Source organism: Sulfolobus sp. A20 (assembly GCF_001719125.1).
GTDB lineage: Archaea > Thermoproteota > Thermoprotei_A > Sulfolobales > Sulfolobaceae > Saccharolobus.
In genome coordinates this window covers 2,173,129-2,197,891 of the sequence record NZ_CP017006.1, presented here as the reverse complement: position 1 = coordinate 2,197,891, position 24,763 = coordinate 2,173,129, and the positions used below count along the sequence as shown (strand labels likewise).

The 24,763-nt window shown below is 35.6% G+C and carries 26 protein-coding genes, 1 tRNA gene and 1 pseudogene; 16 read left to right on the top strand and 12 right to left on the bottom strand.

Translation table 11 applies throughout. The annotated features are described in order from the left end of the window. Positions 1-22: 22 nt before the first annotated feature. The 3 genes from BFU36_RS13890 to BFU36_RS11420 all read left to right on the top strand — a co-directional run bounded on the left by BFU36_RS13890 (position 23) and on the right by BFU36_RS11420 (position 1,307). Positions 23-214, top strand: a complete 192-nt coding sequence (locus BFU36_RS13890; RefSeq protein WP_156770077.1) for a hypothetical protein — start codon at positions 23-25, stop codon at positions 212-214. Between the two features lie 101 nt (positions 215-315). Further along, positions 316-1,188, top strand: a complete 873-nt coding sequence (locus tag BFU36_RS11425) for an aldo/keto reductase (protein ID WP_069284146.1) — start codon at positions 316-318, stop codon at positions 1,186-1,188. A gap of 44 nt (positions 1,189-1,232) precedes the next feature. Then, positions 1,233-1,307 (top strand) — tRNA-Thr (locus BFU36_RS11420). Between the two features lie 33 nt (positions 1,308-1,340). On the opposite strand, the pseudogene BFU36_RS14315 reads toward BFU36_RS11420, so the two are convergent. The 3 genes and pseudogenes from BFU36_RS14315 to BFU36_RS11410 all read right to left on the bottom strand — a co-directional run. After that, positions 1,341-1,484: pseudogene (locus tag BFU36_RS14315) on the bottom strand (putative integrase); the annotation flags it as partial. Between the two features lie 350 nt (positions 1,485-1,834). Further along, positions 1,835-2,065 carry a hypothetical protein gene (locus BFU36_RS11415; RefSeq protein WP_143577088.1) on the bottom strand — a complete coding sequence of 77 codons (231 nt, stop codon included), beginning with the start codon at positions 2,063-2,065 and terminating at the stop codon, positions 1,835-1,837. 450 nt (positions 2,066-2,515) lie between these two features. Next, positions 2,516-3,289, bottom strand: a complete 774-nt coding sequence (locus BFU36_RS11410) for a hypothetical protein (RefSeq protein ID WP_069284144.1) — start codon at positions 3,287-3,289, stop codon at positions 2,516-2,518. Positions 3,290-3,791: 502 nt separating this feature from the next. On the opposite strand from BFU36_RS11410, the gene BFU36_RS14310 reads away from it, so the two are divergent. The 3 genes from BFU36_RS14310 to BFU36_RS11400 all read left to right on the top strand — a co-directional run bounded on the left by BFU36_RS14310 (position 3,792) and on the right by BFU36_RS11400 (position 5,478). Then, a complete protein-coding gene (locus BFU36_RS14310) occupies positions 3,792-3,953 on the top strand; it encodes a hypothetical protein (RefSeq protein ID WP_231961143.1) in 162 nt (53 codons plus the stop codon). Then, positions 3,901-4,308: a hypothetical protein gene (locus BFU36_RS11405; protein WP_069284143.1), complete on the top strand. Its 408-nt coding sequence runs from the start codon at positions 3,901-3,903 to the stop codon at positions 4,306-4,308. The genes BFU36_RS14310 and BFU36_RS11405 overlap by 53 nt, the downstream gene beginning before the upstream one ends. Positions 4,309-4,422: 114 nt before the next feature. After that, positions 4,423-5,478 (top strand): ATP-binding protein, encoded by a 1,056-nt coding sequence (locus tag BFU36_RS11400; protein WP_069284753.1) that lies wholly within the window; start codon positions 4,423-4,425, stop codon positions 5,476-5,478. A 515-nt stretch (positions 5,479-5,993) separates the two neighbouring features. On the opposite strand, the gene BFU36_RS11395 is transcribed toward BFU36_RS11400, so the two are convergent. Continuing rightward, on the bottom strand, positions 5,994-6,401 hold the full coding sequence (locus BFU36_RS11395; RefSeq protein WP_069284142.1) for a HEPN domain-containing protein: 408 nt from the start codon (positions 6,399-6,401) through the stop codon (positions 5,994-5,996). Between the two features lie 38 nt (positions 6,402-6,439). Here BFU36_RS11395 and BFU36_RS14305 point away from each other — a divergent pair, with 38 nt between their 5' ends. From BFU36_RS14305 to BFU36_RS11375, 4 genes are all read left to right on the top strand, one after another. After that, positions 6,440-6,817: a transposase gene (locus tag BFU36_RS14305; RefSeq protein ID WP_231961142.1), complete on the top strand. Its 378-nt coding sequence runs from the start codon at positions 6,440-6,442 to the stop codon at positions 6,815-6,817. A 155-nt stretch (positions 6,818-6,972) separates the two neighbouring features. Then, complete coding sequence (locus BFU36_RS11385) at positions 6,973-8,259, top strand: ATP-binding protein (protein ID WP_069284140.1); 1,287 nt, start codon at positions 6,973-6,975, stop codon at positions 8,257-8,259. Positions 8,260-8,527: 268 nt separating this feature from the next. Beyond that, positions 8,528-8,977, top strand: coding sequence for a GNAT family N-acetyltransferase (locus tag BFU36_RS11380; RefSeq protein WP_069284139.1), 450 nt, complete (start codon positions 8,528-8,530; stop codon positions 8,975-8,977). A 141-nt stretch (positions 8,978-9,118) separates the two neighbouring features. Further along, entirely contained in the window at positions 9,119-10,654 is a 1,536-nt protein-coding gene (locus tag BFU36_RS11375) for a cation:proton antiporter (RefSeq protein ID WP_185957814.1), read from the top strand. Positions 10,655-10,743: 89 nt separating this feature from the next. Here BFU36_RS11375 and BFU36_RS11370 read toward each other — a convergent pair whose 3' ends face one another. Beyond that, positions 10,744-11,166, bottom strand: coding sequence for a co-chaperone YbbN (locus BFU36_RS11370; RefSeq protein WP_069284138.1), 423 nt, complete (start codon positions 11,164-11,166; stop codon positions 10,744-10,746). Between the two features lie 221 nt (positions 11,167-11,387). Between BFU36_RS11370 and BFU36_RS11365 the strand changes: the two genes are divergently transcribed. Then, positions 11,388-12,134 carry a hypothetical protein gene (locus BFU36_RS11365; protein ID WP_069284137.1) on the top strand — a complete coding sequence of 249 codons (747 nt, stop codon included), beginning with the start codon at positions 11,388-11,390 and terminating at the stop codon, positions 12,132-12,134. Positions 12,135-12,292: 158 nt separating this feature from the next. On the opposite strand, the gene BFU36_RS11360 is transcribed toward BFU36_RS11365, so the two are convergent. The 6 genes from BFU36_RS11360 to BFU36_RS14300 all read right to left on the bottom strand — a co-directional run bounded on the left by BFU36_RS11360 (position 12,293) and on the right by BFU36_RS14300 (position 18,011). After that, positions 12,293-12,622: a helix-turn-helix domain-containing protein gene (locus tag BFU36_RS11360; RefSeq protein ID WP_069284136.1), complete on the bottom strand. Its 330-nt coding sequence runs from the start codon at positions 12,620-12,622 to the stop codon at positions 12,293-12,295. A gap of 38 nt (positions 12,623-12,660) precedes the next feature. After that, positions 12,661-13,125 carry a hypothetical protein gene (locus BFU36_RS11355; RefSeq protein WP_069284135.1) on the bottom strand — a complete coding sequence of 155 codons (465 nt, stop codon included), beginning with the start codon at positions 13,123-13,125 and terminating at the stop codon, positions 12,661-12,663. 386 nt (positions 13,126-13,511) lie between these two features. Next, positions 13,512-14,327: a BtpA/SgcQ family protein gene (locus tag BFU36_RS11350; RefSeq protein WP_069284134.1), complete on the bottom strand. Its 816-nt coding sequence runs from the start codon at positions 14,325-14,327 to the stop codon at positions 13,512-13,514. Positions 14,328-14,504: 177 nt separating this feature from the next. Further along, on the bottom strand, positions 14,505-16,601 hold the full coding sequence (locus BFU36_RS11345; RefSeq protein ID WP_069284133.1) for an archaellin/type IV pilin N-terminal domain-containing protein: 2,097 nt from the start codon (positions 16,599-16,601) through the stop codon (positions 14,505-14,507). Further along, positions 16,598-17,131, bottom strand: a complete 534-nt coding sequence (locus tag BFU36_RS11340; RefSeq protein ID WP_069284132.1) for a hypothetical protein — start codon at positions 17,129-17,131, stop codon at positions 16,598-16,600. The genes BFU36_RS11345 and BFU36_RS11340 overlap by 4 nt, the downstream gene beginning before the upstream one ends. A 511-nt stretch (positions 17,132-17,642) precedes the next feature. Further along, complete coding sequence (locus BFU36_RS14300) at positions 17,643-18,011, bottom strand: hypothetical protein (protein ID WP_231961141.1); 369 nt, start codon at positions 18,009-18,011, stop codon at positions 17,643-17,645. Positions 18,012-18,554: 543 nt separating this feature from the next. On the opposite strand from BFU36_RS14300, the gene BFU36_RS11330 reads away from it, so the two are divergent. Then, complete coding sequence (locus tag BFU36_RS11330) at positions 18,555-18,893, top strand: hypothetical protein (protein ID WP_069284131.1); 339 nt, start codon at positions 18,555-18,557, stop codon at positions 18,891-18,893. 141 nt (positions 18,894-19,034) lie between these two features. Then, positions 19,035-19,910, top strand: a complete 876-nt coding sequence (locus BFU36_RS11325) for a metal-dependent hydrolase (RefSeq protein WP_069284130.1) — start codon at positions 19,035-19,037, stop codon at positions 19,908-19,910. Between the two features lie 51 nt (positions 19,911-19,961). Here the strand turns inward: BFU36_RS11325 and BFU36_RS11320 are convergent, their stop codons facing one another. Further along, positions 19,962-21,782, bottom strand: a complete 1,821-nt coding sequence (locus tag BFU36_RS11320; protein ID WP_069284129.1) for an APC family permease — start codon at positions 21,780-21,782, stop codon at positions 19,962-19,964. Positions 21,783-22,079: 297 nt separating this feature from the next. On the opposite strand from BFU36_RS11320, the gene BFU36_RS11315 reads away from it, so the two are divergent. The 3 genes from BFU36_RS11315 to BFU36_RS11305 all read left to right on the top strand — a co-directional run bounded on the left by BFU36_RS11315 (position 22,080) and on the right by BFU36_RS11305 (position 24,762). Then, a complete protein-coding gene (locus BFU36_RS11315; RefSeq protein WP_069284750.1) occupies positions 22,080-22,994 on the top strand; it encodes an aldo/keto reductase in 915 nt (304 codons plus the stop codon). 210 nt (positions 22,995-23,204) lie between these two features. Beyond that, positions 23,205-23,624: a carboxymuconolactone decarboxylase family protein gene (locus BFU36_RS11310; protein WP_069284128.1), complete on the top strand. Its 420-nt coding sequence runs from the start codon at positions 23,205-23,207 to the stop codon at positions 23,622-23,624. Between the two features lie 733 nt (positions 23,625-24,357). Beyond that, the gene (locus BFU36_RS11305; RefSeq protein ID WP_069284127.1) at positions 24,358-24,762 is read left to right on the top strand and encodes an STK_08120 family protein; all 405 of its coding nucleotides are present in this window, start codon (positions 24,358-24,360) and stop codon (positions 24,760-24,762) included. Position 24,763: the final 1 nt, after the last annotated feature.

Sequence of the window (24,763 nt, the reverse complement as noted above, 5' to 3'; positions counted from 1 at the left end):
TATGGTATAAAGGTGTTTCTCGTTGTCGAGTATAACTTCTAAGCTCTGTTCATTTCACGACGTTGAAGTTGTCAGAAAACCTAGGGGAGTCATTAATTGCCCTTTAGGTCATAAGCTTCACGGCGACGTAAATAGTGATTTAAACACAATGAAGAAAGCAATAAAGAAAACTGTAAACGTATTGAAGAAGCCTTTCTCTTTTCTTGCAACGTAAAACTGTTTAACAAAGGGGAGTAATGCTTTAAAACTCGGCGTAGCCCTCACTCTTTAGGAGAAGGTCAAGCTTTTTTTAACCTTTAATATTTATAGAGATTTATGGATAAGAAGAAATTCAAGTATTTTACGATTTCTTCCTTAGCCTTTGGCACTTGGAGGATAGGAGGAGGTTATTGGTATGCTGATCATAGTAGAGATAAGGAATGGATAGACGCTATAAGAAAGGCAGTAGAGCTAGGGATTACTACTATAGATACTGCTGAAATGTATGGGAATGGTCATGCTGAAGAGTTGGTAGGGGAGGCTATTAAGGGTTTGGCAAGGGATGACATATTCATAGTATCAAAGGTTTGGCCTAGTCATGCTGATTACGATAACGTAATTAAGTCAGCCAACAAGAGTGCGAAGAGGTTAGGTACTTACATTGACTTATATCTACTTCACTCACCTTCTCGAGTTCCAATATGCAAAACGATTAAGGCGTTTGAGAAGTTAGTAGATGACGGGATAATAAGGTTCTTTGGGTTAAGTAATTTTGACGTAGAAGGGATAGAGAAAGCTAAGGAGTGTGTTAGTAAGTATGAAATAGTTGCAATACAGAACCACTACAGCCTATTAAGTAGAGGTGATGAGAGGAAGGCTTTAGCATATGCGGAAAAGAACGGAATGTTATACATGGCTTATACACCTTTAGAAAATGGAATATTGTCAAGAAATGAGTTTTTATCTACTATAGGAAGGAAATATAATAAGTCCGCAACTCAAGTCGCGTTAAATTGGTATATCTGTAGGAATAACTTATTACCTATAGTGAAGGCTTCGAGGGTTGAACACGTTGAGGAGAACGCTGGGGCAATGGGATGGAGGCTTTCAGAAGAGGATTGGAGGGCTATTGATGAACACTTTAGGGAGAGGAGTTACTTCTTAGATAAGATGGTAAGTACTCTTAAGTCATTAAGACCATGGAGTTAATTTGCGATACATTTATATCCTCTTTAGCCATTATAACTTAAGGTGCCGCGGTAGCTCAGCCTGGCCAGAGCGTTGCCCTGGTAAGGCAAAGGTCCCGGGTTCAAATCCCGGCCGCGGCTTAGTGGGGCGTCCCCCACACCCCCACTTCTATTTTTCAATTTCAGATATGTTTCAACGACATCAACTAAAGGACCTACGTAAGTTTCCTTAATCTCACCGTTTACCGTTTCCAATTTATAGACGTAATACCTACCTTTAATCGGGTGTAAAATATAGTCACCATATTTATAACGCATCTTCTCTTTCGCCGTTTTCACGTCTTGTATTATGGTTACCAAAACGCGTTTATAAGCATTGGTAACACATAAAAAGTTACGGGAATTTACGTCAGATTGAAAGTAGGCGGTAAAAATTCCTAGGTAGTAATAGTTACAGTTAGACTGACATGTGTGCAGGGATTATCGACATTCTACCCCCGGTACACACAACCGACAGACTGTGTTGTTGTGATAAAAACTCGGTCTACCTCTGGTAAACATTGATGCTAGGGCAGAGGTAGGTATAATTGGGGGTAACTGATATGACCACGAGTAATAGTAAGCCCTTCTTCAGCATATTTGGGAAAAAGAGATGATTAAAAAAGAGCTTATAACCTGAACCTCTTGAACCCTAGAAAGCCTAGGATAGCTATCCCTGCTATCAGTGGCACAAACCATAGCTGGGCATAGAGGGGTGGGCTGAGCGTCAAAGGCGGAGGATGCACGGGAACAGCAGAACCAGATGAAATAACCTTAGGTTTTACATTTGAACAAACTCCATTTACACAATATTTTAACCCTGCGGATAATTTTATTGGTATTGTTATCGGTTTATCCATGGAGTGCAGCACTACGCCACTGGCTATCAGTACTGTTGCTACTGAGAGAAGGAGTATGGTTTTCCATTTCATTCTAGAAAAAGGAAAAAAGAATTTACTTAAAAACCTTATCCAAAGGATGCCTCGTACTCTATGTTCGCAATAAATGTTAGCTCGTCTGCGAAACTTCTAAAAACTTCACGAACCTATCTATATTCTCAGCCTGCGTACTTGCCAGTGGTCACATATTACGTTTAAACCGCTATACTGCTCTTTCGCACCGGTGATGCAACTGTAGAAGTATGCGAAACGGTCAGGTTTTTTCGCCCTTTATCCTCAGCCGACACGTCGGTACGCCCTCAACGCCTCTATTAGCCTTTCCGTCGCCCTCTCGCACTCCTTCGCTTGACACGGCATTTGTCTTATCGCCTCTTCCGTTAGCCCCTCAAAAATTCCTTATTCACGATAGCTTCAACGTTTTGCGTCTTCACTTTGATTAAATCGCCTCGACCTTAACTTCGCCTCACCGAAGTTGAGGACCCTCTGCCCTAACTCAGTCAGACCCCATATGAACTTTTTGCTGTTGGGTCTATCGCTATAGACCAACCCCTTGCGCTCTAATTCCTTCAGCACGTTAATTATGTATTGCTTAGTGGTTTTAGCTAAGGCGAAGATGTAGTCAGTCTTAAGTAACTCGCCGGCGTTTCTCACATATCGCAGGGACTTTATATCCCTCTCTGTGAGCCCTAACGCGTCAAACAGTATCTCGTTGTAGAACTCATTCATTACGGCGTTGAAGTAATTAATATAGGCAACGGTTTTGAAGTTGATTACCGCGTGGACTTTCACGAAATTCCTCAACATTTCAACGGCTCCGAAGACAACGCCATAGTTACTCGTATACGTTAGAACCTTTGACGCAAACCCATGAAGTGCGTTGACTAATTCATCACTTATTTCCTCACTCTTAGGCATCTCACTTAGGAAACACATAACTACCGACTTGACCTCAAACGGGTACTCTAGTTCTTCCCTTCTTACTATCTTTTGTATAACGTTGTACAAGTTTAGTCCCCGCGGGTATACATATATCTTGAAGAACTTGTTGTACAACTGTTCTCTCACTATCTCTATGTCGTCTGCGAATGACGTTGAGATGACAACTGGACTGGCATTAATTGATACGATACGTGCATTAAGCTCACCGTTTTCGCGTTTCTCTACTGTGCCTGTGGATATCTTCACTCATAAGCTCACGTATGTAGTTTATATTCTGCCTATCGATCTGGTAAGGCAAAGGTCCCGGTTCAAATCCCACCCACGGTTTGCAAAGGTGATGAAACTCTCGCCCTTTAGGGCGGGGATTACAAAGTAATATAAACTCTTTCCTATTTATTACGAGTAGAGGGGATAAGAAGAGTGGGAAAGAAATCTGAGCTACAGTTTGAAGATTACCTTTAACGCCCCTCTGCTCAGCCTTGTCTCTAACTGTGAAAAAAGGCTTACGTTTCGTTTTAGAACGGTTAAGGGAGAATAAGCTAAGGAACTTGTTAAAAGACACGCATAAGGGTACTTACAAAACACTAAGGCAAAAGTTTAATCTATCGTCAAAGGTCGCCATAGACTGTTATAGAAATACTATAGTAAAGTACAAGTTGTGGTTGAAGAACCCTAAACGCAGTAAGTACCCAATATTACGTAACGTTGGTTAACCCCAACCCTATCATTTTCAATCGATTTCAATAAAATGAGTGTAAGGATAGTGGGAGTTGGCGAGTTGCAAATCCTAGGCTATCCGAGGAACTTGTCAGAATACAAGGACTGGGAAATAAGAGAGGCTAGGCTATTGCTGAGGGATGGAAAATCTAAAGGCCACTCTTCTAAAGGAATGGAAGGAACCAGAGGCTAAAGACGGTGTTGCAATTGATGTTAACATGGCTGAGGTAGTTGTTGGTAAAGATGATAAATATTACGCTAGGATTTCTACCCGTTTGGAGGATGCTCATCATTATAAGGCTTTAGCCGAGGGCTTACAGAAGAAGTATGAAAAGAGGTGGAAGGATAGTGAGAGGATCCTGAACAGGATAAGGTCATCCTACAGGAAGGCTAAAAATGTCTTGGAGGATTCTGCAAGGGAAGTAGGTAAGTGGGTTGTTGATATAGCTAAGTCGTTTAATGTTCCTGCTATATTCCTTGAAGACCTCAATAACCTTATTAAAATTGTAAAGAAGTTACCAACTGAGTTTGGGGTAGGTTTTATTTGATGCACTAGCGTAGGATTCAATACTGGATTGATTATAGGCTTTCATCAGTTTGTAAAACTTATAAATGAGAAATAATATTAACTGGTGGGTCACCAGTAACTGGTGGGGGTACATTTGCTATTCGATTTACATCCTAAAACAGAGTTAAAAGAGTTATTCGGAAGAGAAAAGGAGGTTCAATACATAAGGGAACAAATAATTTCCAAAAATTGGATAATAATCGGTGGGCAAAGAGGGATAGGAAAGACCAGTGTCATGAAAGTTGCAATTAATGAGTTGAAAAAGAACGATAGGATTGATGGAATTTATTTGAACTTAAGGGGAGTTACAACGTTGAGAGAATTGCTATCTTTACTGATCTCAGAGATAAATAGAAATAAATTATTCAAATTATTGAACGTTAGTGTTAACTTTAACCTAGGTCCTTTGGGTGTAGAGTTAAAGGGCGGTAAATTAAACGTTCAAAGGAGCTTATTAGAACTACTTCTGTCCATAAACCATGACCTAGTTATAGGATTAGATGAGGTACAAGAGCTCTCCTCAGTTACTAAGCCACTATTAGACGTCCTAGGAAACGTCTTCATGAGTAACCCAAAGGTTAGGTTCTTATTCTCTGGATCTTATGTTGGCTTAGTAAAAGCTTTGCTAAATCCAAAGGAGGGTTCACCCTTATTGGGAAGACCACCTATTGAAATCAAGCTAAGACCTTTTAACAAACAAGTTTCAATAGGCTTCTTAAAGGCGGGTATGGAGGAGCTAAACGTGGACCTTGAAGACAGTAAAGCTGAGGAAGTAGTTAACAGATTAGATGGAGTGGTAGGTTGGTTAACGCTGTTTGGCAATAATTACGCTATAAGAAAGCTTAGCTTCAATGATTCGTTGAAGATAACTATAAATGAAGGTAGGAAATTAATGCTAGAGGAATTGAACCATTTCCTCGAAGGTAGGAATAGGGAATTATACTTAGCAACGTTATCCTCCATCAAAATCGCCAAGAGATGGAAAGATATAAAATTCGCTGTAACCGTGAGATTAAAGAGAGAGATAGACGATAAGGAGTTGAGCTCAGTACTTGAAGCTTTGGTAAATTACAATTTCATTGAGAAGGTTGAGGAGGGAGAGTACACGTTAGTAGACCCTATTTTAAGAGAAATGGAATTTCATTTCTAGTCAATTAGAAAGCATTTTAAGAGATATATTGAGAATTGAAAAAATAAGCTATAAGCTGAATTCTTCGCATGTTGGCAACAATTTCATAAAATTTTATTCTCACTTATTGATTTCGAGTACATTGGGTAAGAATGTTTTCAGCCATCCTGTTATTGTATTTCTTGTTGAGTTAAATGAGGGAAATCAAACCCATTCACATTCTCGCCTAATAAATAACTCGCTCCAAAAATACTTTTCCGTTTTTTAAAGAAAATTTTTCAATCAAATTGTTGTCCACACTCAATCATTCCTATGTATTTTTAAATACTGACCTCATCCATACCTTAAAGAGCGAGGCTTGTCTTTCCTTTGTGAACGTGGGAGTAGGATACGTTTGATCTAATAGGATGTGACGCTAATAAAACTAGCAGACTAACCTCTCTTCCCTCAGGTAATGAAAGTTGGGCTCTTTAATCTAAATTCTAGAACGGAGTCTGACTTCCTCTCCTTAGGGAGGCGTTTTCAAAGACGATGATTTAAGCAATACTATTTGTATGTTTTTCAATTAATCTCTTTCCAAATTCAAATATTTGTTTTGCTATCCTTATACACATCTCTGCATCTTCTCTTTCATAAATTAACTCCATGTCATATCTAGCTATAGTGTACTCACTAGCTAACCTTCTCAATTTCTCTCTATTTTCCTTAACAAAGTTATCAATCATCTCTGCCAGTTTACTATCGATATTCCTTATATATGATAATATTTGCTTCCCATCATGAAAATATGTGAAGTCTCCAGAGATCGCTAGGCTTACCCCTTTCATGTATAATTCAGAGGCTACACTGGACAAGAAACAAGTTTGGGAATACATTTTTTTGGATAAAGCGTACTGTGCTAACTCTAAGTACTCCTCAGCCCTAGCTATGAGAATATTAGTCATATATAGACATTTTAGAGATTCATAATTTTATTTAGATGTTGGCGTTGTGGCAGTTAGGTGTATCAACTGTTTACTTGGGCTATCCTTACTTCATCTCTCAAGATAAGGGTAATAAGTTCACTTCAAATATCTGGTCTTATCGCAAGTTGATTGAGGCTATAGTGTATAAGCTCTATGAGTATGGTATAAACGTGTTCCTCGTTGTAGAGTATAACACTTCACGTTTCTGTGCTTTCCATGACGTTCTCGTTGAGAGGAAGCCTAGGGGAGTTATTAATTGCCCTTTAGGTCATAAGCTTCACAGTGATGTTAATGGTGCTTTAAACATTGGGAATAAAGAGGATTGTAAGCGTATTAAAGAAGCCCCTTTCCTTTCTCGTAACGTCAAACGGAGTAACTCCCTTAAAGGGGAGTAACTCTTTAGACCTCGGCAAAACCCTTTAGGGCGGGGAAGAGGTCAGAGATTAGCATTAAGAGAGTTTTCCGCTCTAAAGGACTTAGTCCTCCCTCACTTTGTCAAGTGTAATCATGTGAGACTAAATTCATATTTTAGAATATGATATTTTAGAATATGATATTTGTGAATAGGGAAAAGGAATTGGAGGCTATTAAAAAGAGGCTCGAATCAAAGTCTTTAGAGCTTATAATAGTCTATGGTAGGAGAAGGATTGGGAAGACTTCGTTGATCTTAAAGGCGATAGAGGGCTATCCCTCCGTTTATTATCTAGCAGTCGAGGGAAAGAATAATCTATTAAAGTTTAAGCAAACCGCTGAAAGGCTATTTCCTGAGATTAAACACGTAAAGGAGGATTGGGAGTCACTCTTCTATGCTCTCAAGGACAAGGTTATTGTGATAGACGAGTTCCCTTACTTAATCGAGGAGGATAATTCGATACCTTCTATTTTTCAGAGGATAGTGGATGAGGTCTTGAAGGGTACTAATACAAAGATAATACTGGTGGGCTCGTCAATTTCAATGATGAGTGACCTGCTTTCGTATAAGAGCCCACTATACGGTAGGAGGACTTCAGCTATAAATTTAAAGGAGTTGAAGTTTAAGGACTTGAGGAAGTTTAATTTCGACGTAGTTGAGGGTATAAGGGTTTATGGTTTTGCCGGAGGTGTGCCTTATTATTTAATCAAGGTTAAAACTCCCTTTTTGGAGTGGATAAATGAAGAGTTGAAGAGGATTGACTCCTTTTTAAAAGATGAAATGGACTTCTCGTTAAGATACGAATTTAGTGAGATATCCACATATAAGGAGATTCTGTTGTCCATAGCTATGGGTAAAAACACATTAGGCGAAATAAGGGACTTCGTTAAGGTTGGTGGAGAGATATCTTCATATATAAAGAAGTTAGAGAGGATTGGACTAGTGAAGAGGGAGGTTCCGATTTTAGAGAGGAGAACTTCGAAGAGGGGTAGGTATATAATAGTAGATAACTTCACCAACTTCTGGTTTAAGTTCATTTACCCTAACCTCAGCGAAATAGAAGAAGGAAGATACGAGATAAGGGAGGAGGAGTACAACGAATATTTAGGAAGGGTATTTGAAGACATTGCAAGGGAGTACGTGAAGGATAAATATGGGCTTAGGGATGTCGGAAGGCATTGGTACAAGGACGTTGAAATTGACATCATGGACAAGGGATTAAACATTGCTGGGGAATGCAAGTGGAGTGACGAGGTTGACGGTATCAGAATCTTACATGAGCTCGAGAGTAAATTGGAGAGGCTTAACTTAAACGTGAAAAAAATTGTTATATTTGCAAAGAGCTTTCGCAGAATGGAAAACTCCGAAAAGGTAGAATACGTTGACTTAAAGAAGTTGAGGGAGTGGTATGAACAAGAAGAATAGTCATTGACGTAAACCAGACTGGAGAAGGGTTAATCGGAATCCGCTATTAGAGGAACTCACACTATTTACGAGAAGAGGTCTGACAAAGGAAGGACAAGCCTCCCCCTTCAAGATGGGGAGGAGGTCAGTTTTCTCCCGATTTAAATGTATAAGTTTTTCAAAATAAAACGTATTTATATTTTTATCTAAACGTATTAAAATTATCCCATTTAACTAAAAGTTTATTATCCCCCTTTGAAGATAATTATTCAGAAAGAGACAAGGGATAATGAGTAGTCTGGATGAGGTAATAGACAAATCCCTTTCTAAATTTGACGCATACTACGCAAAAAAGAACCTCAAATGGTCGAAGATAATAACTATAAAGGATCAAGAAGATAAGGTAGCAGGATTTGTAGAACTAAAGGTAAAGGACAATATAGGAATAATCTTCTATATGGGAATACTGCCACAGTATAGAGGGAAGGGTTATGGTAAGAGATTATTAAAAGAGGCAGAGAGGTATTTTTTAAGCAAGGGATTAAGCTATATAATAGCCTCCACGAGAAGTTACAATAAACCAGCACTATCGTTATTCAAAAAGTACAAAAGGTTTGATATCCATACGGTATCAGATGATATAGTGTATATTCTTGATGCATATGACGATGATGTGATTTTGTGTAAAGAAATCAGTGACGTAAAGATACCTTGTGAAACATTAGTTAAGGACTTCTGAGTACGAAAGTGAGTTAAATTTTTATTCTTTTTTTATTAACTTCCTTATACAGAATTAAATTATAAATAGTGTCCTCTAAAAATTCTCTTCATCTTTGACTTAAAACGAAAAACCTATTACAAGTTACGATAAGTGTTTAGTATGAACGTGTTAGAAATCACTCTTCTATATCTTGGAATAATGCTAATACTAGCGAAGGTAGCCGAGGAAGCGTTTTCGAGACTGGGATTGATTCCGTTTGTTGGATCGATCATAGTTGGAATTATATTAGGTAGGGGTGTAATTGGTTTGATACCGGTTAATTCCATAATATCTTTCATTTCCTCATTAGGGATTATCCTTCTATTGTTCCTTGCGGGGGCTGAGGAAATAAGTAGTGAGTTTAGATTTAATTACTTCACATTTTATAGTGTAATTATACAGTTATTATTACCGTTTATCATAATATTCTTAACATTAGAAGAGATAATTCAAACGACCAATTCCCTAGTCCTATTAGTACCACTGATGATGACGAGCGTTGGTCCTTTAACTAGACTATTAATAGATTTAGGAATAAGTAGACAGCAGTTAGGTGCTAGTTTATTCTATCAAGGAACTCTCGTTGAAATAATTTCTGTAATCATCTTTTCAATTTTCCTCGAGGCGAGAAGTACAATAAGTATCAGTGTTTTATATGTTACTTTGGAAATAATAGGAATTTTCGCGCTGATAATAGCCTTAGGCCCCATAATAGCTAAATTACTTGAGAAGATAGAGGGTTACATAAAAGTAAGGGAAATCGAGTTCGCCAGTGTGATAGCGTTAATACTCATCATAGGTTTTTTGGCAGAGTATCTGAAGTTCAATTCAGCTATTTCGGCACTTTTCTTGGGGTATTTGTTGAGGGATTACTTTAAGGATAGACCAGAGCTATTGGAGAAACTGCATGGTTTCACTTATGGTTTCTTTGAACCTCTATTCTTCGTAAGTATAGGACTTTATTTCGTCAAAATATCTCCTCAGATAATACTATATAGTATTATATTATTTATTAGCATAGTAGGCTCAAAGTTCTTAGCTGGATATTTGTCAGCAAGACTCGTAAACGTAGATCCAACAATTAACGGGCTAGGAACGTCTACAAAAGGTGGGGTAGACGTTTCATTACTGGTAAGTGCCCTTAGCCTTAATGCTATTACGGCACTAGAATACTCTTACTCCACCTTAGCAATATCCCTTTCTGCGTTAGTAATTCCGTTACTATTCAAGCTTAAGACTGGATTTAAGGTTAGTAAGGAGGAGACCAAAATTAAACTTAACACGAGAATATCGTCTATTTTAAGCTTAGATCAACCTAAATTTGTTACTTGCGACAATAATTTAAGGGAGGTAATAAATAAACTGAACGAAAGGGGTCTTAGGGCTGCAATTGTAGTGAACCGTGAGATGAGACCGATTGGAATTATAACTGTTAAGACACTCTTAGAAATAAACCCAGAGGATTACGACAGATTAAGAGTATGTGATGTATATCTTGATGAGGCAGTATTAATGGGAGAAGATTCTAAAGTTTTAGACGTACTGAGGAAGTTTAGGGAAACAGAGACTCCAGTAATTGGAATTATTGATAAAGATAATAAGCTTAAAGGTACGATATATGAGAGGGAATTATTGAGATTTATTGTAACTAAATAGGTTTAGTGCTAATATTTACTTCCTCGTCATGATAAAGACTTTAGAAAACTTAGATTAATGTTTCTCTTGAAAGGCTATCCTCCTTTTGATTACGCTACATCATTAAACCTCCTTATTTTAGCCTCTATATATTCCTTTGGTACAGCACCCACGATATAATCTACAACTCTTCCATTATAAAATAGTAGTAATGTGGGTAAGTTAACTACTCCATAATAACTGGCTATATCGGGGTATCTCTCCACATCTACTTTACCAAATCCTATTTCTCTATACTCTGTTGCCAATTCTTCAATAATCGGAGATAAGATGTGACATGGAGGACACCACTCAGCCCAGAAATCTACTAAGCTTATTTTAAAATTATTAATAAACTCGTCTAGGGTAATTGGATCAAGATGGTATACCTTTCCACCTTGATACTTAGGACTCTCTTTCTGAGATTTCATCAGTTTTTTCAACTTATTATTCAAAATAGCTTCTAACTCAGCGTCTTCTTCAAAGGTGGTCATTAATTAATATTTATTATATTTAGTTTATAAGATTTTTGAAAACAATACCGAAGTAATAATCCTTTCTTATCCTAGATATTCATCTGGCTTATTACTAACTTCCTTCCCGCCATACATGGTGAGGCTATCCTCATTTTGTAATATTTATTAATATATAGCACTATATAGTCTTAATTTTCTTTATAGGTAAAATTTTTTAAATTGTCTCACAAGTTAAAAATATGGTTCTGAATGGCATAAAGGCTGAAATCAACATACCCGGAGAGATACCTTGGGAGATAGTCTTAGCTTATTTCGTTTTAGCTACTGTCTTTGTTATTTATATAGCCAAAGTAAAGGGAGGATTGAAGCAGTTCAGCACTTTAGACATAGTATATCTCGCTATTGGAGCATCCTTGGGGACAGCGTGGGAGTTTTATATTGGTCCTTTTATAGATAGAGGAATACCATCGACTCCATTCATAAGTATTGGATTTTGGGGAAGGATTCTAATTATTATAATCTTCGTAAGCTTAGTTAGAAAAGTGGGTAGCGGAATGTTATCTTTAACAATCTATACTTTATTGGCTGACCTTTTCCATTACGGATTTGGAGGGCAACCTCTATATTTCATTTATGAGGCTTTAACTTACGGATTATACATAGATTTAATTATTGCAATTTCTGGAGGTAAGATATTTGGTATTGGTTTAACACCATCTAATAATGAGTCAGAAGATATTGCATTGAGAAAATTGAGAAGAAAGCAAACAATACTAGTAGTAATAGAGGGTGTTATATTAGGAGTACTGCTTTCTATTCCAGATCCTATATTTTACTTAGGATTTTTAAGGCCGTTCATTTATGGAGCTAGCGTTAATTGGGCTTACATAATCTTTACTTTACTTGCGTTTATACCAGGGAATGTGATCGTAAGTATAATGGCAGGATTATTATCGCTTAGAGTAGTAAGGGCTTTAGGACAATGAGAAGGGACTCATATAATATTATTTGCGAATTATATGAGCTTATAACATTCCTCACTCCCTCTCGGCTAATAATTTTTTGTGAAACCTCTTTCCGTAAGAACCTTTACGTGTTACTGGACTTCTCCCCATCATAAAAGATAAGGTATGTCGTTCTTCTATCAACTACTGCTGTTATTCTTATCTTTCTCGTTCTTAATAACATATCTGACATTACCTTTATCATTAATTACTTTCTCCACTTTTCCCTGTTTTAGCAATCTCTTCAATGACTTATATGCAGTTGATTTAGGTAGGCCAGTATACTTCATTATTTCGTTCAATGTTTTAGCACCACTCTTTATGGCATTAAAGACCTTATCATCATTATCTGAGCTACTTGTAGTCAACACTTCTTTATCCTTATTCGATCTCAGCATTACCTCTCTGGAGACGAAGAATACTATTATCCCAACTAGGATATCGATTATAATTAAGGTGAGCGAAATCACGTTTTGTTTATAGAAAAAGGAGAAAAAAAGTTTTACCTTTATGAAGAATAGAATACATACATTACTGGACCGCTGTAATTGTATATGGTAGGATTATTACTAACTTGGTAACTGAGCGTGATATAAACTGTGTAATCACCTTGGTTTAAATAAATTGCTTGATAGTATGGATAACCGTTAGAAAATGTCAGTGTTGTAGCTGAAGTTGAATTGGTTAGTGATAATGTAATAGTGTATTGAGAAAAGGCCTCACCTAATACAGGATTTATACTAAGATTATAGACTCCCGGCTTATATACATTTATTGTACCAGATATAGATGCATTGCCATACTCACCTGGTGTTAGATTTCCTAAATTCAAATAGGCTCCATAAACTACAGCGGGCTGCTGAACTATTGCAAACCTTATCGATAATATAGGCCCTAAATATATTTCAGATGTTACTAATATTGAAGTCACTAAGATTGCAAGTAGTATCGGTACTATTACATTTTTATTCATGACTCATCTAATAATAAATAATAGTTTTAGGTTTATTATAAAAATATCCCTCACTTATTCAGGTTTATAGCCCGTAAACTTTGAATATATTTAGGAGGTTTACTGAGGTTTATCATAAAAAATATCTCCTAAGATAGAAAAATAGTGAATAAAGTAATGTTTAGCTAACTACTTTCATTATTATTGGAAGTCAAATTTATCGTTAATAATTTAAATATAAAGATATGTTATTTGCTTTCCTCAAGTATTATAGTTAGTATAATAAAAAATTATAGCTATAAAATGATAAATTTATTTTAATATTTTAAATAATAAAATTCAATTAAGAATAATCAAATTATATGAAATCCTATGAGACACAAACCCTAAAAGGTTAATGTTAAACACTACGAGATCCTATGAGACCCAAACCCCTTACATTCCTTGACCAGTTTCTTATAAGCCTCTTTATTACTAGGACCACCTACCATTCCGTTTTCTTTAAAATCCTTCTCTCCTATTATTAGACCATCAGCCTCCATGCAATATTCCTTAAAGTTAGATAAAGAAATACCGCTACCTATTAGAACTGGAAGTGAGATAGCATTCTTTACCTTTCTCACAACTTCTACATCAGGGGGAATATTGCTCCTTTGTCCAGAAACTATTACAGCATCAGCTCCTCCTCTCTCTGCTAAATCTTGTGCCGCTAACTCTATTGGCAGGTTATATAGTGGATATGCATGTTTTACGTGAATATCTCCGGCTATCATAACTTTTGAATTCAAATACTTCTTAAGTCTCAATAAGTCAGCAGCCTTTCCTTCTATTATACCTTGGTCTGTAGCGTATGCTCCAATCAACACATTGCACCTAATGAACTGTGACCCAGTTACGTGAGCAATAGAAAGGGCTTGAATACATCCATTTCTCAAAACGTTAACTCCAACTGCATAGAAGTTGAAGCCCTTTCTGACTTCTCTTACAATAATGCTCATTGAGGCTACAGTTATAGGTGGAATGTCGTCTTTGTAGAATGGGTAATCTCCTAGATTCTCTATGATAATACCGTCGACCCCAGCTTCTTCTAGCTTTTTAGCCTCAGAATAAGCGTAATCTATGATCTCATCTAGGCTTAACTTATTATTAGGTGAGCCTTGTAATGAGGGGAGGTGAATCATGCCAATTATATATGGCTTGCTTTTAAATAGCTCATCAAACATAATTATATCTCATAGTGAGGGATATTAAAGAATTATATTTACAAAGTGAGGGAAGCCTCTCTGGCGGGGAGGAAGTGAGCACATATCACGACTGATATCTGCAATTATAAATCTCTACTTTATTTCTTTTATGGGGAATTCATGAAAAAATTTACTTCTTAGTTTGAATGGGATTTTCTATTCATTAATCACTTGTTGATTTAAAAGCGTATTAAGAGTTACAGTGTAGTATTCGTTAGTCCCTTCAATATGGAATTGAACTATTAGCTGACCTGCAATCGAAGGTGTTATTTTATAATATGATGAATAGTAATACAATAAGCTAACTACATTAGTTGCAGGTATAAGTAAATTTAAAGTTATGTTCTGATAAGAATTTGGTTGTATTGTGATAGATGGATTTAACGGATTGTTTACTGTCAAAGTTATCAATGAACCCGTAGATGGGAGTGTGCTGGCGAAAGTTTGTATGTAGAATTGATAGTATAGAACTAGAGTTGATAAGGTATAATTAAAGGTAATTGGCAAACTCCCACCATTAGATATTGTTATGGTAGCTGTAACGTTAAATGGGGGTATTATCAAGCCTAGGGCGTATATAGACGCGTCATAGAATATTAAGTAGTTAGAGGAATCATTAAAGAAAATCGCCGGTAAATAATTGAGATTACGTAAGGTAATAAGACTATTGATATAATACGGAAATCCATCATTTATCTTACCTTCATCTACAGTTCCACTTATGTAGAATAACTGATAATCTGCTGGAAAGAAGCTATTATACTTCGGATATACAAATGGGCTATAATATGCACCATATAACATAATATTCTGAGGTCCATTACCAGTAACTATTGATACCATATCATTACCTATAGTTAAGTATACCTCTGAGTTGACTCGAGGTTTAAATGAAATGATAGTGTAATTTGAATATTCCTTAAAATTGTAACCAGGCATTATTGTTTCATTAATAGTAAAGTTTAGATTATTGTAGCTATTAGTTGTTACATACCCTTGTAAGTAAAGTGGTGTAATATTGACAGGAACTTTTATCCATTTGTTGTCAGTTAGATTTCTAATTGAAATTATATTACTAATATTATATAATAGGGATAATCTATCCATATTTACTGCTATTTTCCACTCTTTTCCTGCATAAGGTCCGTTAATAAACTTTAGAGTACCGTTCATATAAGGCGGAAATCCTTCGCTTAAACTAATCACAGCTAAAGATGGCTTATTGTTAAGATATACACTACCTAAGATTGTACCGTTATACAGATTCCCGTTAAATATCACATTTATCGTAAAAAGTTGATAATTAACTAAAACCCCAGAACCACTATAGAAAACTATTGGGAAACTTATGTTTCCATTAAAACCATATAAAGAGAGATTACTTACAAGCCTAGGCTGGAAAGAGCTAGAAGGATATGCACTTAGGTAAAAATTACCATAAATCTCACCACTGAACGTCCCATTATATATACCTTGATCTTTGTAAAATGCACTTACTAGAGTTCCTAGATATCCTGAAGTAGGGAAATAGGAAATAGTAGTATATTGAGGATATTCTTGATTCGGTCCTATATTTACTTTCTGAAGACCGCCAGGTAATAAATTAAAGTTGAAAGGTGATATATAATTTATCGATGCTAATAAATTATTAAACACTTGTGAAGCTGATAGATTTCCAATTTGTATATTTGCTTGCTTCTCTGTACTATATGATGTCAAAACATTGGCTAATCTAGCTGAGTTTAATAACGTAGAGCTGATTGGCTGAACTACAAAAACATTACCTAGAGAAGTTTGTATAACTAATTCGCTATTGTAGAACTCACTATTAGTAACTTTTATAGCAATTGCGGGATAGCCGAAGTAAAATGGTGCATCATACGTGGTAACTTCTTTTAGGGATATCGTGAAGGGTAAACTCACATTTAGATAATCATTTATTTCAGTTTGATTTGCAAAAACTCTTATTATTGTAATGTTCACTAACCTTTCCTTATTTAATATGATGAAATATATAATACCGTCATAATATTCTATAGTTAAGAAATCATTTTGAGAATTCGCTGTAGCACCTATTCCCACTTCTTGCTTCTCTAGAGAAGCTAAATATTCTTTAGATGATAACAATTGGGATTGTACGTGCTGTTCTACGTTAGAAGACAAGTATAAGTAAGCTAATGGAACAGCTACAACTAAAATTATCATTAATAGTATTAGAAAACCAATTATACTAGATAATCCCTTTTTATTCATGCTATCACCTCTGTACTAACAACATAATACGCTCCGTTTACTTCTACTATAACCCAGACAATGTCGATATAACCCTTTGGAGGAGTGCTAGTATATACAGGGGCGAAGTTATCCTTAATTACACTTAGAGGTGAAGGCAATTGTTGATTGCTAAGTGAGTATATCCTCCCATCTAGCTGAATAAAGGATATTTGATTTCCAGATGTTGAGTTATAGATTGTTACATAACTTATGCCAGGCATTGTTGGATTCAATAAGTTGCTTGAGTTAATCAGATATGCAGGTGCTTGAAATACTGTTAAATATAAACTTCCATTGTAAGATGAATAAGAGTAGGGTACAATTAATGTGTACCCATCCTCTAACGTTACTATATCTATCTTAAGATTATAAGCTATTTGTTGAGCCTCTGATAATACAGCATAATTACTTACTTGATAAGTTGAGTAACTCGAGACCAAGCTAAACAAGACTAATCCTATTAATATCGTTACAACTACTAGAACGAATTCAGTCACAGCATTATCCATTTACTCCTCTAAAATACATACTATTTACAGGGTTCTATATATATTTTCTTTTAATAGTAATGAAATTCACTTCTATTATCTAGTAGACTTTATTATACACAATATCAGTCAAGTTTAAAGAATATCTGTAAAATTGTTAAGTTTTGAAGTAAAATTTTTAGATTATACAGAATTTTTATAGATTTTTACATAAAAATAAATATATATTTAGTTTTTAGGTATATGTATAAGTCTCTATTCGCTCCCATGAGTTTCTTAAAGATTGATTTACAAAATAGTTTATAGGAACCAACCTCCGTCTTAAAGGACAAGGATTTCTCATTTCGTAATAATGATAGTTAAATTTTTTCATTTATCTAAGGAGTTAATTCAAAAGAGCCTTCTAAAGCTGAATGGAAGGGTCAGAAGTTTCCTATTTTTCCTCATCTTGGTCAGTCTTTAGCAAAGCTCCAGCCTTTTCCTCAATATCAGCTAAGACTTCATCAAACTCATCATTGTATGCTATTTCATATTAGGCATCACTATCATGTTTTAGGTTATCGAGCATCTCTTTTTGGTGATCCCTAAGTTCCTCTAAGTATTTTTCGTGTACATCTTTCCTACCTTCGGAATACGCAGCAATCCCGCTTGCGGCATACGCCAAATATGCTGTATATAGGAGGGTGCTGAGAAGCCCATAGATGCCTAAATCCATTATGCTTAGAACTTGATACAATAGGTAAGGTCTATCTAACAGAATTGTCAAAACTTTCTTATCCCTTTCGCTCAGTGCTTGACAGTATTCAGCGGGCTCTTTAGGGTAGGATAGTAAGCATTCTTCCAATAGGACAATTACCTCATTGTTTAGCTCTCTGAGCCCAAATGAAACTATAATTTCCATTCTTAGGTCGGAGTTCTTTATAATTTCTATCTTTGGGAGGTTTCTCTATGAATCTATATCGTCGAACAGTTTCTTTAACTCGGTCTGCCCCAGTTCCTTTAATGACTCGCTAGAGGCTCTAAGTAGTTCCACTATTTTAGATCCTCTTATAGGATCATGACTTAGCTTTTTCTTTATGACCTTGGCTAATTTCCTGCCTAATTAACTCTCTGAAAGTGTTGTCTATTCTGAAGAATTCTAGGAAACCTCAGATTAGCATTTTCGTTGACAATAAAGCGACAAGCCTCACCCTTTATGGCAGGGAGGAGGCCAGCTCGTTCTTATTTATCCCGTTCAGCTAGCTAACATTATCCTATGAGAAAATAAGGAGAACCTCACTAACGGGAAGGAAGTCAATTAAAATAATTCTAAATCCTCGTTTATATATTTTAAGGTTTCCAGACCATTCGAATTCGTTATTATTATATCCTAGGATTTTAATAAAAGGCAGAGGAGTAGCTTAGCAAATAAGTATATTATTGTTTATAAAACAAACTATAGATTATGAAGAGAGTTCTCAGGATACCCAGGTTTACAAAGGATGGCAAAACTAAGACATTAGAATTACTTGTAGATTCCCCAACGATTAACGATAAAGGTTTTCCGCAAGAAGCTAGATTTTTACTGGTAATAGATGATGGAAATAACAGAGTAGGATTTCAACTAAGCCAATCAGAGGCTGCATTACTATTACACAGGCTTAATTACGTACTGAATGAAGCCTCAAAAGAGTATATAAGTTTAGAGGAGAAGGTTAGAAAGGAATATGAAAAGAAGGTAAAAGAAGAAAAGTCACATCAAACAGATGAGTTAGAGAGTCTAGAAGATGAGGACTTTGAGTAATTTGTTTGTCTGAATTCCTCCACGCGCTAAAGGGCGAGTCTTTACTGATTTGGTAATCCCTTTTTAGTATTCGACATCTCCGATCATAGTGATTAGCGTAAAAATAATAAGGATTATATAAAGGAGTTAGTAATTTAATTTATGAATCTTAATACACATATAGCTTTAGCCTTAGCCGTTGGCTTGCTATTATTTCACAATGATGTCACGATAGCAGTATTGGTAGGAATTGGGGCTGCAATACCAGATTTAGACAGAGAATATGTATTCACGAAGAGAAAGATATTTGCCAAGTATCAGTTACATAGAGCGCTATTTCACAATGTGTTCTTTGCTTTAGCCATTACTTTATTTAATCAATACTTAGGTTTAGGGGTTTTCTTACACATAGCCCTAGATATGTTAACATCTCCGACAGATAGGGGAGTTGAATTGTTCTTTCCCTTAGGTAGATTAGTAGGAAAGTTCATGCTGGATTACGACGGTAACGTGAACAGAAAGAGTAAAGGAATGTTATGGTATCTTGAAGATCCAGTCAGAATAATAAATAAAACTGCTGACCCGGGATTAAAAGAAGTTAATAAGATGCCGTGGATAAGGATTTATGGCCCTTTCAAGAACAGTAGATTAGTTGATTGGATGATATTTTACTCTAGCTTCGTTTTTATTCAGCTATATGAGTTAAACAATTTAATATCATGGTGGGAGAGCTTTCTATATACTGTTTTTGTAAAATACATATTTATTGACATTGGAATAATAATATTTTACTTTACAGGCGAGTTTTGGAGGAGAAGGTTACAGTTTAGGGGAGTTACCACAAAGATCAGAAATTCGATAATAATTATCATGGTATTTGCTCTTTCCCTAATCTTATACCAAGGATATCATCTTTACAATCCTATAAATACATCCATAGGAATTAGAGAGGTAAGTCTCATAATAGTTTCATTAATAATAGGTCTTATAATAGCTTACGTACATGTTAGACTGAGGTTTAAACAAGTAGTACTTTAATAATTTACAAAATGAGGAGGACCTAATTAGTAAGGATGAAGTCTAAAAAAATTAATCTTGTTCCAGTTGCTCTTTTATTATACTCTTGATCTCTTCTGTTCTGAACCCGCTCTTCACTGCAAAGTAATGAAATACTAAACCTATAGCTATTGCTATGATAGTATCATACGGGAAAGGAATTAAAGGATTACTAAGGGGTCCAAAGTTTCCGAAGAAACTTAGCAGATAAATTGATAGTATTAACCCGAGTAGCCATAACCCACTTAACACATACCTTTTACCCTCATTATTTACCATAAAGTACCCAACAACGCTAGGTATGATAACCATTCCTAAAAACCCTAAAAAGTATAGTATAAAACTTGGAATAATGGATGATGTATCGTTTAATATGTTTAAATAAGCGAAATAGGCTAATCCAACATTAGCTATTAGTTGAAATAATCCCACGCCTATTCCTACTACTAAGTTCATATTCAGCTTCTTAATAGCATAATACATCCAGAATATAGGTACTAAAATGAAAAGAGAAGTTAGGACAAAGAATATGGTAGTGAACCCAGACCAGTAGACTACTAGTATTGCTGATATCGTAGCTATAGGTGCTATTATACTTCCTCCAAATATTCTCACAGGTCTCCTAAGATCTGGAGCGGTTTTTCTTAGAGTTTGTAAACCTATCCCTCCCATGACGTATGTGAAGACTGTAGCTAATGAGCTAAATCCCACGAATTCATACCAGCTGGGGAAAGGTAATAAAAATACAATACTGGCTACTAGTGTGGCTGCTAACGACCATATAGGAATTCTATATTTATTTAATCTTAAGAATATCTGTGGGAAATACTCATCTGTTGCGATGCCATAAAAAGTTCTAGTAGTAGTACCTATGTAAACTAATCCCGTCCCGCTAGGGGATATAACTGCATCTATTAATAATACATAACTCCAGTAAGTAAGTAATGATAAACCTAGAGCTCTTCCTGCATCATTCAACTCATAATAAAAGGGACCATTTGCTAAAGGACTGCTTAGTAAAGCTGTCCAATTACCTGGTGTAACGTTAATTCCGCTCCAATCTATAGCCCCAATAAATGATATTTGGAGAAAAGTGTAAATCGCTATAGCTATTAATAATGAAAGGACTATTGCTCTTGCTACATCTCTTTGCGGATTCTTAGCTTCACCAGCGTACTCAACTGGTTGTCTGAATCCTAAATAGGCATAAACTATTCCGGTAGAAGGGATAGCGTAGAGCATTGCAATAGTTCCCGTATAGTTTCCACTATTTGAGAAAAAGCTGTAGGATGTGAAATTCTTTGTATTAAACGCTAGAAATAACAGTATAAAGGTTATTGTCGGGACTATTAGTTTCCATATTGTTATTCCAGTATTTGTCTTACCTAATACTTTGATTCCAAAATAATTTATAAAGAAGAAAATTATTAATAATATTATTGCAAGACCTATACCCGGTAAGGTTAATATGGTAACTCCATTAACTGTTGTAGTCAGTAAATTGGATAATGATGGATTTATACCAGTTATGTACTCTACCACAGCTTCAGCTTCTATTGATGGTGTGGTAACAGCTGAAATCAGGTAAAGCACTGCCATTATATATCCAATATAACTACCGTGACTATAGTGGGGATATCTTACTATTCCTCCACTCTTTGGTATTGCCGTTCCTAACTCGGCGTAAGCTAATCCTATGAACATCATTAATATGCCTCCAATAATCCATGAGAAGACTGATGAAGGTCCTGCTACAGATGCAGCACTTAATGCAGAGAATAGCCAAGCTGAACCTATAATACCTCCTAAGGCTAAAAAAGTCAGGTCTAGAAGAGACAACTCTTTCCTTAACATCTTGTCCGAATTTAAGGTTTCATGACTCACGTAATTAGGTAACGTGTAAACACTTTTTAAAAGTTATTCAAATCAATGGTTCGAACCAATATTTTCAAAAAAATAAAATAGTTTTATATTCAACCTTAATGGTCATTAGATGAAATATTTAAAAGGTTTTATAGCATACTATTCTAGATTAATTTACCTAAATTTTTAATAAATAAGTAACTGTCGATTTTAAGCAAGTATTATTTAAATTAACTTAGAAAACTAATGGAAAAAATTTTTAAACTTCTAAAGGTTAGCTATTTGACTATGGAGAAAAAAGTACTAGGTTGGACTGAAGAAAAGATTTCTCCATTAATATTAGGATCATGGCAGTTTGGTACGCCATCCATTATTGGTAAAAGTGATGCAATCAATGTGATTAGAAAAGCAGTTGAGTTAGGCATAAATGCAATTGATACTGCAGAAAGCTATGGTAACGGAACATCAGAGAGTGTTATTGGCGAGGCAATTAAGGCATTTAAAAGGGAGGATGTATTCATAATTACCAAAGTATCGATTGATCACTTGAGATATGAAGATGTATTAAGAGCAGCAGAGGCTAGCTTAAAGAGGTTGGATACAACCTATATAGATTTATACTTAGTTCACTGGCCTAACCACTACGTGCCAATCAGAGAAACGGCTAAAGCAATGGAGAGACTAATTAATGAAGGTAAAATAAGGTATGTAGGTTTAAGTAATTTCTCATTACCCCTGCTAAGGGAGTTTAGGGAACACTTATCAAAGACGGATGTAGCAGCTAACGAGTTACATTATAATCTTCTCTTTAGAGATATAGAGAAGGAGGTTTTGCCTTATATGATAAGGGAGAATATACCAACTTTAGCTTACGATTCCTTAGGCTTAGGCTATTTGATAGGGAGAAAAGAAATTAAGGATGAATACAGATGGTATGTCTTGGCTAGAGAAGCATATGTTAAGTCGATAGAACCTTTGGTTGAGGAAATAAATTCGATTGCAAAACAACTAAATAAGTCTCCTGCCCAAGTAGTATTGAACTGGCTAATTATGAAAGATAACGTCTTCGCTATTTTCAACAGTACTAAACAAGAGCATATCAAGGATAACTTAGGTAGTATAGGATGGAAATTGGGAGAAGAAGCATTAAGGAAATTAGACGAGGCTGTAAAGAAAGTCACTATAGATTACTTTATAAAGTAATTTTATTAGTGAATAACAATTTAACTATTTTAATTTTATTATATACAAATTATTTAAAAATTATTTAAGATATTGAGTCCAATGAATTAGTATTATCCAAGATAAAATCACTCAATAGATAAGATCAGGCTTTCCGCGATAAGCTAAAATTGTTCGTATATGAAATTTTTCAAATAAAAGATTTATTAGATATGTTATAAATGTTTTATCATGGGTAGTCTTTTCGATAAAAATCCCGAGTTAAAGAAGATATTCGATAAAGGCTTGGAAGTTAGGAAGCAAGTAATGGGTGAGGAATACGTAATTAGGGCTTTAAATAATACGACAGATTTTAACAGAGAATTACAAGAAATGGTAACCATTTTCGCATGGGGATTAGTTTGGACTAGAGATGAAGTAATTCCAAGAAAGATAAGAAGTTTAATAAATATTGGAATATTAGCTGCGTTAAATAGATCAAACGAATTAAAACTGCATGTTAAGGGTGCAATAAGAAATGGGTGTACTGAGGACGAAATTAAGGAAGTTCTCATACAAGTTGGGGCTTACTGTGGCTTACCTGCTGCTATGGAAGCCTTTAGAATAGCTCAAGAGGCTATAGATGAATTGAAAAAAGAAGAGAAGAAATAAGGATTTTGTTAAACCCTTTTGCAGTGTAGGTGTTATAGATGGTCTGGTATGAGATGTTTGAAAACTCGAAAATTAGACTTCGATTTTTCTCGTTTATCTGACCTCCTCCCCTTAGAGCAGTTCACAAGCTCACCACCTTCATTTTCATCACCTCATAGCTAGTGGGCTTTAACGCTTAGTCGTCCAGTGATGGTTCAGCCGTGGTAAGCAGTTTCAGTGAGAGAATTAAGTTTATGTAACTCCATCTAATTTTTTTACATAATGCCAGATGTGGGTATGTATCCCGAAAGGCTGGCATAGCCCAAGATGTTCCCCCACTGTGGGTTGGGGTTATCCCGCTAAGGGGGCGGGTGAAGGCGGGAGACCCGCTTGACTCCCGTGATGCCCAAGGGTTGAGGGTCGATATCAAATTATATGAGATCCGATGAAACCCAAACCCCAAATTATCTTATCCCTTTTCCCTACCTTTTTTAGTGCTTGAGATATGTATTAAGGAGGAAGGACACGTTCTCACTACCCCTCTTTGGCTTCCCTCAATAACATTCCTTCACTAAAAATATTACTCCGCCCTAAAGGGCGAGCTTACCGTTTCTTAGTCAGTATTAAAGTTTAAGATAGTTTTTTACTTATACAATATTTGTAATTTTTAAAGATCTTATAACCACATTTTAATCGACCTGTCCTAATATTGATTCAGAAATTTAAATTAGTATAAACAATATGATATAATGGTATGAGAATAGAGAAGTATATTAAAGTAAACCACGAAGTGGATATCGTATTAAGGATCATGTCTGACCCACTCTTTACTATTCCTAAGCTTTTCCCTTATGTGAGTAAAGTAGAAACTAAAGGTAATGAATTTGAGGCTAATGGTAAAGTTGTTACAATGAAATATAATTTAAAAGGAAGGATCTATACCGGTGACAGTAAAGTGAGAATAGTTTACGATAGTAATAAGGGTGGAGGAATAATAGATATCGAAAAAATTAATAACAATACAATAAAGATAGTCTTACAGCATGATGATAGCTTCAACGCCTTTTTGGGATACTTCGCAGTTTCTAATAACTTAGAAAAATTGGAAAAGAGAATAGATGAGGATATAAGGCTTGAGAGAATCAAGAGAAAGATCTAGT

Bases quoted from the DNA above. Each gene is read 5' to 3' on its own strand.
- BFU36_RS14310 (WP_231961143.1), top strand. From the start codon at position 3,792: ATGAGTGTAAGGATAGTGGGAGTTGGCGAGTTGCAAATCCTAGGCTAT.
- BFU36_RS11320 (WP_069284129.1), bottom strand. From the start codon at position 21,782: ATGTTAAGGAAAGAGTTGTCTCTTCTAGACCTGACTTTTTTAGCCTTA.
- BFU36_RS11345 (WP_069284133.1), bottom strand. From the start codon at position 16,601: ATGAATAAAAAGGGATTATCTAGTATAATTGGTTTTCTAATACTATTA.
- BFU36_RS11405 (WP_069284143.1), top strand. From the start codon at position 3,901: ATGGAAAATCTAAAGGCCACTCTTCTAAAGGAATGGAAGGAACCAGAG.
- BFU36_RS11340 (WP_069284132.1), bottom strand. From the start codon at position 17,131: ATGGATAATGCTGTGACTGAATTCGTTCTAGTAGTTGTAACGATATTA.
- BFU36_RS11365 (WP_069284137.1), top strand. From the start codon at position 11,388: ATGGTTCTGAATGGCATAAAGGCTGAAATCAACATACCCGGAGAGATA.
- BFU36_RS11380 (WP_069284139.1), top strand. From the start codon at position 8,528: ATGAGTAGTCTGGATGAGGTAATAGACAAATCCCTTTCTAAATTTGAC.
- BFU36_RS11385 (WP_069284140.1), top strand. From the start codon at position 6,973: ATGATATTTGTGAATAGGGAAAAGGAATTGGAGGCTATTAAAAAGAGG.
- BFU36_RS11330 (WP_069284131.1), top strand. From the start codon at position 18,555: ATGAAGAGAGTTCTCAGGATACCCAGGTTTACAAAGGATGGCAAAACT.
- BFU36_RS11425 (WP_069284146.1), top strand. From the start codon at position 316: ATGGATAAGAAGAAATTCAAGTATTTTACGATTTCTTCCTTAGCCTTT.
- BFU36_RS14300 (WP_231961141.1), bottom strand. From the start codon at position 18,011: ATGGAAATTATAGTTTCATTTGGGCTCAGAGAGCTAAACAATGAGGTA.
- BFU36_RS11325 (WP_069284130.1), top strand. From the start codon at position 19,035: ATGAATCTTAATACACATATAGCTTTAGCCTTAGCCGTTGGCTTGCTA.
- BFU36_RS11415 (WP_143577088.1), bottom strand. From the start codon at position 2,065: ATGGATAAACCGATAACAATACCAATAAAATTATCCGCAGGGTTAAAA.
- BFU36_RS11395 (WP_069284142.1), bottom strand. From the start codon at position 6,401: ATGACTAATATTCTCATAGCTAGGGCTGAGGAGTACTTAGAGTTAGCA.
- BFU36_RS11355 (WP_069284135.1), bottom strand. From the start codon at position 13,125: ATGAATAAAAATGTAATAGTACCGATACTACTTGCAATCTTAGTGACT.
- BFU36_RS11370 (WP_069284138.1), bottom strand. From the start codon at position 11,166: ATGACCACCTTTGAAGAAGACGCTGAGTTAGAAGCTATTTTGAATAAT.
- BFU36_RS11375 (WP_185957814.1), top strand. From the start codon at position 9,119: ATGAACGTGTTAGAAATCACTCTTCTATATCTTGGAATAATGCTAATA.
- BFU36_RS11305 (WP_069284127.1), top strand. From the start codon at position 24,358: ATGAGAATAGAGAAGTATATTAAAGTAAACCACGAAGTGGATATCGTA.
- BFU36_RS11315 (WP_069284750.1), top strand. From the start codon at position 22,080: ATGGAGAAAAAAGTACTAGGTTGGACTGAAGAAAAGATTTCTCCATTA.
- BFU36_RS11350 (WP_069284134.1), bottom strand. From the start codon at position 14,327: ATGTTTGATGAGCTATTTAAAAGCAAGCCATATATAATTGGCATGATT.
- BFU36_RS11310 (WP_069284128.1), top strand. From the start codon at position 23,205: ATGGGTAGTCTTTTCGATAAAAATCCCGAGTTAAAGAAGATATTCGAT.